The sequence below is a fragment of the Nonomuraea diastatica genome (genome assembly GCF_004349015.1).
GTDB classification, from domain to species: Bacteria; Actinomycetota; Actinomycetes; order Streptosporangiales; family Streptosporangiaceae; genus Nonomuraea; species Nonomuraea diastatica.
Genome location: NZ_SMKP01000142.1, coordinates 19193 through 28270 on the forward strand (window position 1 = coordinate 19193; position 9078 = coordinate 28270).

7 protein-coding genes and 1 pseudogene are annotated in these 9078 nt (G+C 70.7%); 4 read left to right on the forward strand and 4 right to left on the reverse strand.

All coding sequences use genetic code 11. The features are described 5' to 3' along the window. Positions 1–268: 268 nt before the first annotated feature. From E1294_RS36880 to E1294_RS36895, 4 genes are all read left to right on the forward strand, one after another. The gene (locus E1294_RS36880) at positions 269–2272 is read left to right on the forward strand and encodes a PQQ-binding-like beta-propeller repeat protein (RefSeq protein ID WP_132515608.1); all 2004 of its coding nucleotides are present in this window, start codon (positions 269–271) and stop codon (positions 2270–2272) included. Between the two features lie 173 nt (positions 2273–2445). After that, positions 2446–3918, forward strand: a complete 1473-nt coding sequence (locus tag E1294_RS36885; protein WP_425465246.1) for a helix-turn-helix domain-containing protein — start codon at positions 2446–2448, stop codon at positions 3916–3918. A 33-nt stretch (positions 3919–3951) separates the two neighbouring features. Beyond that, positions 3952–4878 (forward strand): glucosyl-3-phosphoglycerate synthase, encoded by a 927-nt coding sequence (locus E1294_RS36890; protein WP_132515609.1) that lies wholly within the window; start codon positions 3952–3954, stop codon positions 4876–4878. Between the two features lie 172 nt (positions 4879–5050). Beyond that, positions 5051–6259: an acyl-CoA dehydrogenase family protein gene (locus tag E1294_RS36895; protein WP_132515610.1), complete on the forward strand. Its 1209-nt coding sequence runs from the start codon at positions 5051–5053 to the stop codon at positions 6257–6259. 249 nt (positions 6260–6508) lie between these two features. Here the strand turns inward: E1294_RS36895 and E1294_RS36900 are convergent, their stop codons facing one another. From E1294_RS36900 to E1294_RS36910, 4 genes and pseudogenes are all read right to left on the reverse strand, one after another. After that, positions 6509–6991, reverse strand: a complete 483-nt coding sequence (locus tag E1294_RS36900; protein WP_132515611.1) for a CHRD domain-containing protein — start codon at positions 6989–6991, stop codon at positions 6509–6511. 247 nt (positions 6992–7238) lie between these two features. Beyond that, entirely contained in the window at positions 7239–7472 is a 234-nt protein-coding gene (locus E1294_RS56465) for a hypothetical protein (protein WP_246083558.1), read from the reverse strand. Continuing rightward, positions 7454–8080, reverse strand: a pseudogene (locus tag E1294_RS36905) (CorA family divalent cation transporter). The gene E1294_RS56465 and the pseudogene E1294_RS36905 overlap by 19 nt, the downstream one beginning before the upstream one ends. A gap of 18 nt (positions 8081–8098) precedes the next feature. Next, positions 8099–9078 (reverse strand): Rossmann-fold NAD(P)-binding domain-containing protein (locus tag E1294_RS36910; RefSeq protein ID WP_220448134.1); only part of this gene is annotated, 980 nt, incomplete at its 5' end.

Here is a 9078-nt window from a genome sequence, read left to right on the forward strand (position 1 = left end):
CGGCCGGGGACCGATCGGGAAGCGCCCTCGGATCGGATCCGGGACGATCGGCGGGTCGAAATGGGTGCCGTCTGCCGATCTGAAGGGAAGGTTAGCGACGATCTCCGCGGGATATCGGCGACGACCGTTTCCGGCACGTCCGGGGATTCGGGCGACCGCGAGTCGTGCATCCGGTCCGCATCGACCAGGCCGCGGGGGCGACGGTGGGTCATCGTGCCGTTGACGAGCGACGCTCATAAGGTTACGGTCTGGACCAAAATCGAGCACAATGGAACACGAGGTCCTGGGCATGCTCCGATCCCTGCTCGTCGTCGTGGCGGGCCTGTTACCCGCTCTCGTCTCACCCACCGCCGCCTCGGCCACCCCCTCACGGTGCGGCGGCCAGGCGGTCACCACGTACGGACCGGCCTCGGTGACCGGGGCCGTCGTCGGCGCCGCCGTCCACGAGGGCCACGTCTACGTCGTCACCCGCGGCCCCAAGCCGCCCGTGCTCGCCGAGATCGACCTGAGCACCCGCGAGGTGGTCAGAAGCGTGACGCTCCCCGACGGCCCGGCCGACGGCGAGCCCGAGGGTGGCTGGGCCGTCGCCGTGTCCGGCGGCACGGTCTATGTTGGCACCTACCCTGTCCCCGACCTGTACGGCTTCGACATCGCCACCGGCAAGGTCACGCACCTGCACTCCTTCGGCGGGACCGGCGGCTTCGTCTGGAGCCTGGCCGCGGCCCCCGACGGCACCCTGTACGCGGGCACCTCGCCCGACGGGCGCGTGTGGGAGTACGTCCCCGGTACCGGCGCGGTCCGCCGCTACGACGTGCCGGCTCAGGGCGAGCACCATGTGCGTGCGGTGGCGGCCGACGACCGCTACGTCTACGCGGGCCTGCTGGAGAAGCGGCTGCTCGTGCGGATCGACCGCGAGAGCGGCGCCGTCCGGCAGCTCGCGACCGGCGGCGCCGCGATCGGCGTCGTCGCGCTCAACGGTGACCGGGTCCTGGCCGCCGCCGGCGGCGAGCTGATCGACGTCCGCAAGGACGGCACGGACCTGCGGCGGGTCACCATCGCGTCCGGGCTCCTGGACGCGCTGACCACCGCCGCCGACGGCTCCGTCTACGCCGCCTCCCGCCCCGACGGCACCGTCTACCGCTACCGGACGGGCGACACGGCGCTCACCAAGGTCATCGACCCGCCGTCCTACGGCGACGAGACCCGCCTGTTGCACGTGACCGGCGAGAACACGCTGCTGTCCGTCGCCGGCAGCGGCGGGTTGTGGTCGCTGGACGCGGGCACCGGCGCGGCCGAGTTCACCGACCTGATCGACGCGGGCCTGCCGCCCGGCGCCGAGCGGCCGCAGAGCATGCTGCTCGTCCCCGGCCGCGCCGTGTACGCCGGCGGGCACTTCGCCATGGAGATCCGCGACCTGCGCACCGGCGGGCACCGCAGGATCCGGGTGCCGGGCGAGCCCAAGGCCATGGTCGGCAACGGGAACAAGGTCTACGCCGCCATGTACCCCACCGGCGAGATCATCTCCGTCGACGTGCGCACCGACGAGGTCCGCAGCCTCGGCTACCTCGGCCACGACCAGAAGCGGCCCTGGGACATCGAGTACGACCCCCGCTCCGGCAAGCTCCTGGTCGCGACCGCGTCGTTGTCGGCGAGCATCGGCGGCGCGCTGTCGGTGGTCGACCCCCATACCGGCGGGATGGACGTGTATCAGGGGATCATCCCCGGCCAGAGCCTCATGAGCCTGACGCTCGACGCCGGGCGCGACGTGGTCTACCTGGCCGGCGACGTGTTCGGGACCAGCGCGCCGTCCGCCTCCATAGCCGCCTTCGACCTCGCCCGCCGCACCGTCCTCTGGCGGGCCGAGCCGATGCCGGGCCACCGCACCTTCCAGGACGTCAAGCTGCACGGCGGGTTGTTGTACGCGTCGTACAAGCGCGACTCGGGAGCCTGGATCGCCCTGGACCCCGCGACCCGGCAGGTCGTCCGGCAGGGCATGCTGTCCGGTTACGGCGAGCTGACCGTGCACCGGGGCCGCCTGTTCGCCTCGGTCTTCCGTGACGGCGGCAACGCCTACGAGCTCGACGCCGAGCGCGGGGCCACGCTGCTGGCCACCGGGATGGGCGACGAGTGGCACACCAACCCGCAACTCCACTTCGAGCCCGGATCCTGGAACGCCTGGGCGATCGCGGGCCGCGACCTGGCACGGATCCGGCTGGACCCGCGTTGCCCGCCCGTGACCGTCCCCGCTCCCGGGACCGAGGTTCCGGCCTGAACCGGAACGTGTCGTGGGCGCCCGCCGGCCGGGCGGAGCCGCACCACCGGCGACCTGCCAGTCTGGCGGCTCCGCCCGGAGCGGCAAGGCGTGCGCGGCCAGGCCGTCCACGGGCTTGCGGCAGAAAGGCGAAGGCTAGAAAATGGCTCGTTTTTCTGCCTAAGATGCCGGGCATGGGGCCCTTGCTCGGTGAAGAACCGCTGTCTTTGACGCAGGAGCTGGATCTGATCGCCTTTGGCCAGCGACTCCGCCATCTGCGTAAACAGCGCGGCCTCACCCTGTCCGACCTGGGGTCGCGCGTTGGCAGGGCGCCCAGCCAGCTGTCCCTGCTGGAGAACGGCAAGCGCGAGCCCAAGCTGTCGCTGCTCAAGTCGCTGGCCTCCGCCCTCGGCGTGCCCGTCGAGGAACTGCTGCGCCGCCAGCCGCCCAACCGCCGCGCCCAGCTCGAGATAGCGCTGGAGGAGGCCCAGCGCGACCCCCTCTACGCGGGGCTCGGCCTGCCGCGGCTGAAGGTCTCCGCGCGCGTGCCGAACGACGTGCTCGAACACCTCCTCGGCCTGTACGGCGAGCTGCGCGCCCGGCAGGCCCGCGGCACCGCCACCCCGGAGGAGGCCAGGGTCGCCAACGCCGAGCTGCGCCGCCGGCAGCGGGAGGTGGGCAACTACTTCCCCGACATCGAGAAGGCCGCCGCCCAGGCGCTCGACGCCGTCGGCTACCGTACGGGCGCCCTGTCGCAGAGCATGATCCAGGGGCTGGTCACGCACTTCGGCTACACGGTGCACACCGCCCAGGACCTGCCGCGTTCCGTGCGCTCCATCACCGATCTCCGTCACCGCCGCATCTACGTCAAACACGAGCAGCTCGGCATGCACACCCCGCGCACGATCCTGCTCCAGACGCTCGGGCACCTGGCGCTCGGCCACGACAAACCCCGCGACTTCGCCGACTTCCTGCGCCAGCGCACCGAGGCCAACTATTTCGCCGCCGCCGTGCTCGTCCCCGAGCGGGCTGCCGCGCCCTACCTCCAGGAGGCCAAGTCGCAGCGGGCGGTGTCGGTGGAGGACCTGCGCGACGTGTTCGCGGTGTCGTACGAGATGGCCGCCCACCGCTTCACCAACCTGGCCACCCACCACCTGGGCCTCGTCTGCCACTTCGTGCGCAACGACGCCGGCGGCATCATCTACAAGGCGTACGAGAACGACGGCATCGTCTTCCCCGCCGACGAGCAGGGGGCCATCGAGGGGCAGCGCATGTGCCTGCAGTGGTCGGGGCGGCAGGTGTTCGCCTCGCCCGACCGGTTCTCGGTGTACTACCAGTATTCCGACTCGCCCACCGGGACCTATTTCTGCGTGGCCCACGTCGATCCGTCGCGCGAGCGGGACTTCGCCATCACGCTGGGGGTGCCGTACAAGGAGTCGCGCTGGTTCCGGGGGCGCGAGACCACCAACCGCACCCGTTCCGGCTGTCCCCACGGCGACTGCTGCCGCCGCCCGCCCGCCGGGCTGGCCGAACGGTGGGAGGGGTACGCCTGGCCGTCCGCCCGCGCCAACTCCCACGTCCTGGCCGCGCTGCCGCCCGGGTCGTTCCCCGGCGTGGACGAGGCGGACGTCTACACCTTCCTGGAGCGCCACGCCACCACCCCCTAAGCTGAAATGTGGGGATACGGGGGGAGGGGTCGCATGCTGCCTGAGGTGCGTGGATGGTTGCGACGCCGTACTTCGTGCGTCACGGACTGGCCGCTCGGGGATCTGGTGGCCGTCAAGGGGACGACCACGGTGAGCGTGGTGCTCCCGGCCCGCGACGAGCGGGAGACCGTGGGGGAGATCGTCACGGTGATCCGGCGGGAGCTGGGCGGGCTCGTCGACGAGGTCGTGGTCATCGACTCGCGCTCCACCGATGACACGGCCCTGGTGGCCGCGCGGGCCGGCGCCACAGTGCACGCTCAGGACGAGATCCTGCCGCAGCTCAAGCCGCTCGACGGCAAGGGGGAGGCGCTCTGGAAGTCGCTGGCGGTCACCTCGGGGGATGTGCTGGTGTTCGCCGACGCCGATATCCGGAAATTTCATCCTGCACTGGTATTCGGGCTGCTCGGACCGATCCTCGCCGACCCGAGCGTGGTGTACACCAAGGCCTGTTATGACCGTCCCTTGAACGGCTTTTCGAACGGCGGCGGCCGCGTCACCGAACTGGTCGCCCGCCCGCTGATCAACCTCCACTGGCCGAGGCTGGCCGGGTTCGTGCAGCCGCTGGCGGGCGAGTACGCCGGCCGGCGCTCCGCCCTGGAACGGGTGCCGTTCCTGACCGGGTACGGCGTGGAGCTCGGACTGCTGATCGACCTGCTCGAACTCGCAGGGCTGGACGCGTTCGCGCAGGTGGACCTGGGCTCGCGGGAGCACGCACCGCAGTCGACGGAGGCCCTGGGAGGGATGGCGTCCCAGATCATGCTGGCCGCGTGGTCACGGCTGGAACGCCAGGGCAAGATCGAGGCGCGCCATGTGCCGTCGCTCCGGCTGGCGCAGTTCCGCAGAGCGGCGGACGGGCACGACGTCCTGCTGACCGACATCGGCATCGCCGAACGCCCGCCGATGATCACGATGGCGGCCTGAGCCGAACGGCCGGCGCCCTCGACCAGCGGGACGGCCGCTCGACGGCCACCGCCGCCCTCGGCGTACGGCGGCGTCTTCGCCCGAGGGCTCCAGGGCGTCCCTGAGCGACGGGTTCCTGATCGGCCTACCCGTCGGTAGGGTGTTACCGGCGGTAACGAGCAAGGGGTCCTGCATGAGCGTTTTCTGTCCCGAGCCCAGCGACGACGTGACCGAGGTACGCGACTGGGTGCACGCCTTCGCCCGCGATGTGATCCGCCCGGCGGGCGCCGAATGGGACGAGCGCGAGGAGACCCCGTGGCCGGTCATCCAGGAGGCGGCCAAGATCGGGCTCTACTCGCTCGACTTCTTCGCCACCCAATGGTTCGAGGAGAGCGGGCTGGCGCTGCCGGTGGCGTTCGAGGAGGTCTTCTGGGGCGACGCGGGCCTCGGCCTGTCCATCGTCGGCACCGGGCTGGCGGCCGCGGCCCTGGCCGGCAACGGCACGCCCGAGCAGGTGGGGGAGTGGCTGCCGCAGATGTTCGGCTCAGAGAGCGACGTCAAACTGGGCGCCTTCTGCGCGTCGGAGCCGGACGCCGGATCCGACGTCGGCGCCATCCGCACCCGCGCCGTGCCCGACGGCGACGACTGGGTGCTGGACGGCGTCAAGGCGTGGGTCACGAACGGTGGCATCGCCAACGTGCACGTGGTCGTCGCCTCGGTCGACCCGTCACTCGGCACCCGTGGCCAGGCCTCCTTCGTCGTCCCCCCGGGCACGCCCGGCCTGTCGATGGGCCAGAAGTTCCGCAAGCACGGGATCCGCGCCTCGCACACGGCCGAGGTCGTGCTCGACCGCGTCCGCGTACCGGGCTCGTGCCTGCTGGGCGGCAAGGAGAAGCTGGAGGCCCGGCTGAGCCGGGTGCGCAACGGGGAGCGGGCGGGGGAGCAGGCGGCGATGCGCACGTTCGAGACCACCCGCCCGGCCGTCGCCGCGATGGCCGTGGGCATCGCGCGGGCGGCCTTCGAGTACGCCAGGGACTACGCCCGCGAGAGGGAGCAGTTCGGCCGCAGGATCGGGTCGAACCAGGCGATCGCCTTCCTGCTGGCCGACATGGCGACCCGCGTCGACGTCGCCCGCCTGCTGACCTGGCGAGCCGCCTGGATGGCGAGGAACGGCAGGCCCTTCGAGCAGGCGGAGGGCTCGATGTCGAAGCTGGTGGCGGGAGAGACGGCGGTGTGGGTGACCGAGCAAGCCGTCCAGATCCTCGGCGGCGCCGGTTACACGCGCGACCATCCGGTCGAGCGCTTCCACCGCGACGCCAAGATTTTCACCATCTTCGAGGGCACGTCGGAGATCCAGCGGCTGATCATCGGCAGAGCGGTCACCGGTCTGCCCGTGCGGTGAGAACTCCCCACGTCAGAGAGGTGGCGCGCCGACAGGGCGGCGAGTTGTGCGCTGAGGCGAGATTTGTGACCGTCCGAGGGTCCACGGGATAGATGCGACGGACGATCTAGTCGCCATCGATCTGAGACGTTTTGCGGATCGACGACACAACGACAAACGCGAGAGCCGGTGACCCGTCGTGAACAGGTCACCGACCCTACTGCGCACCTTCATCCATGGCCGGCGCCACGCACTTGACGCCGTCTCTCGTTAGTCGCCACCGTTGAGCTGGCCACGGATGGCGCCGTCCGGGAACTCCTCGTTGTGGACGTTGGAGTAGAACTCGCTCGGACTGTGGGCGATGGCCTCCAGCTCGCCGAAGGTCAGCGTGGTCTCGGCGTTGTCGTCCGTCTGACGCTTGACGGCGCGGATGCACTCGGTCGCGAAGCCCTCGCTGGGCGCCTTCAACGTCACCACGATCGGACCAGCCTCTCCCTCCCTGCCCTCGTGGATGTGCGCCGCGTTCGCGGGCTCGATGTTGTGGGCGGTGATGACGTAGCAGAGCGACGATTTGCTTACCTTCCAGGCGAAGATGCCAACACCGTCCGGATCACCGGGACCGGGCACCTCCTGTTCTCCGGTCATCTCGACGAACCGGGTGGGCGACGTGTGGCTCGTGGCCGCGCTGGCCGTACTGGGAATGACGGCCGCCACTGCGGCGAGCGCCGGAATCAGGATGATTTGCTTGATCACGGCAAGCCTCCTTGATAACTATAAGTAGTGATTTGTTACGCTGCGTAGTCGTCCTTTCCGGGGTCTACCGGGTCGAAACCGCGCTGTCATGACCGGGATCGTCAAGGACGTAAATGACCGACCACGGACGTCGTGCCGCCCCGTGGCATCGACGTAGGGGTCATCGTGCTCGACCAGCGCCCACGCTTCCAAGGCAAGAAGGAGCCTGCTCGGGGAGGGCCGCCGTGGAAGAACCTGGAGGGTTTGGTCACGGCCACCCGCTCTTGCGCAGCAGCCGGTGGACGACGATCACGGCGACGACCATCACCTTGTTCTGGTCCCGTCCCACCAGGGCCAAGTGGGCGCTCAAGGCGCTGGTGAGCAGTTCGTCGTGCTCGTCGGCCTGGGAGTCCACGCGCAGCAGATGGTCCAGGACGTCACGGAAGTGACCGCGGGTGCCGTCGCACAACGCCACCCGGCCTTTCACGATCTCCTCCAGCACGGGTACGAGCGGATCCTGGGCGGTCCGGAACTTAGGACCTCGCGCTTGAGTGAGTAGATGTCGGCGGTGACATCGTCGCGCTCGCCGCTGAAGACGCGGCGTTCCAGCGCGATGAGGTCGAGTTCGACCTCGTGGGAGATCTCGGCGTAGGTGTCGACGACCTGGTCGCAGATCGCGTAGAGCACCCCGGCGGGGCCGGCCGACAGCAGGCCGGGATCGGATTCGACCCGCCGGCGCACCCCGCCCAGCGGATTGGCCTGACCGTGGCGGACGCTGATGACGAAGTCGCCACCCAGGAAAAGGTTGATCTCGCCGACCTCGATGTCGGAGGTCTCCTCGACCTACAGCAGCGGCTTGAGCACCACGGACAGGGTGTCGTCGTAGCGCTCGAGCTTGGGCCGCTCATGCGCGTGAATCGCGTCTTCCACCGCCAGTGGGTGCAGCCGCACCTCACGGGTGATCAGATCGAACTCCTCCTGCGTGGGCTCGTGCAGGCCGATCCACAGGAAGCTGTCGCCTCTGGCCCGGGCGGCGCCGAAGGCATCGCTGATGTCGCCGTCGACGGTCTCACGCACGCCACCGTGGTAGACGGCCTTGTCCACAATCATGGTGAGATTGTCGCGCGGTCACCGGTTTGCGGCCCCTCGGCCGAGGGCGTCGAGGAGTGCGCGCTCGCGCTCGGCGCTGAGGCCCGCGCGTCGTTCGCGATCGAGGCCCTGCTCGCGTTCCCAGGCCAGCGTGTCGGACACCAGCTCGGCCCGGGGCCGATGGCGCAGCCCCGCCGCCTGCGCCGCGGCGCCGCTCCTGGCCGACCATCCTTCCCACCCCGGCTCGACCAGCCACATCGGCAGCGACTCCGCCCCCATGTACTGGGTCACGCCGTGTTCGAGCAGCCAGGCCGATTCGGCGGCGACGACCTGGCCGGTGTGGCCGCCGGCGGTGCGGCACAGCTCGATCCACTCGTCGAACGGGACGACAGGGCCGACGGCGTTGTAGGTGCCGGTGGTGCCGCGCTCCGCCGCGTCGAGCAGCCAGGCGGCGAGGTCGCGTACGTCGATGACCTGCGTCGAACTGTCCGGCGTGGCCGGAACCAGCATCGGCCCGTGCGGGTCGCGCGCGGCACGGGCCACCCAGTAGCCGGAGCGTCCGCTGTGATCGCCGGGGCCGCCGATGAGACCGGCACGGGCGATGAGGAGGCGGTCGCCCACGGCGGCCGCCGACGCCTGCTCGCAGGCGACCTTCGCCTCGCCGTAGAGTCCGCGGTCGGCCTCGGCGCCGTCGGCCGGAGCCAGGAGGGGTGCGGACTCGTCCATGCCAGGCTCGGCGTGGGAGGCGTAGGCGTTGCCGGAGGAGACATAGGCCCAGTGCCGGGCCCGGCCGCCCAGCGCGGCGAGCGCCTCGCGGACGAAGCCCGGCTGCCACGACACCTCGATGACCGCATCCCAGTCGCGGCCGAGCAGCGGTGTGTACGCCGAAGGGTCGCGCCGGTCGGCGGCCACCAGGGCCGCGCCGTCGGCCACCGGCCCGCTCTCGCCGCGCGCCAGGCACGTCACCCGGTGCCCGCGCTCGATCGCCTGCCGGGACACCTCCCGGCCCACCCATGCTG

Bases quoted from the DNA above. Each gene is read 5' to 3' on its own strand.
- E1294_RS36890 (WP_132515609.1), top strand. From the start codon at position 3,952: ATGCTGCCTGAGGTGCGTGGATGGTTGCGACGCCGTACTTCGTGCGTC.
- E1294_RS36880 (WP_132515608.1), top strand. From the start codon at position 269: ATGGAACACGAGGTCCTGGGCATGCTCCGATCCCTGCTCGTCGTCGTG.
- E1294_RS36895 (WP_132515610.1), top strand. From the start codon at position 5,051: ATGAGCGTTTTCTGTCCCGAGCCCAGCGACGACGTGACCGAGGTACGC.
- E1294_RS36885 (WP_425465246.1), top strand. From the start codon at position 2,446: ATGGGGCCCTTGCTCGGTGAAGAACCGCTGTCTTTGACGCAGGAGCTG.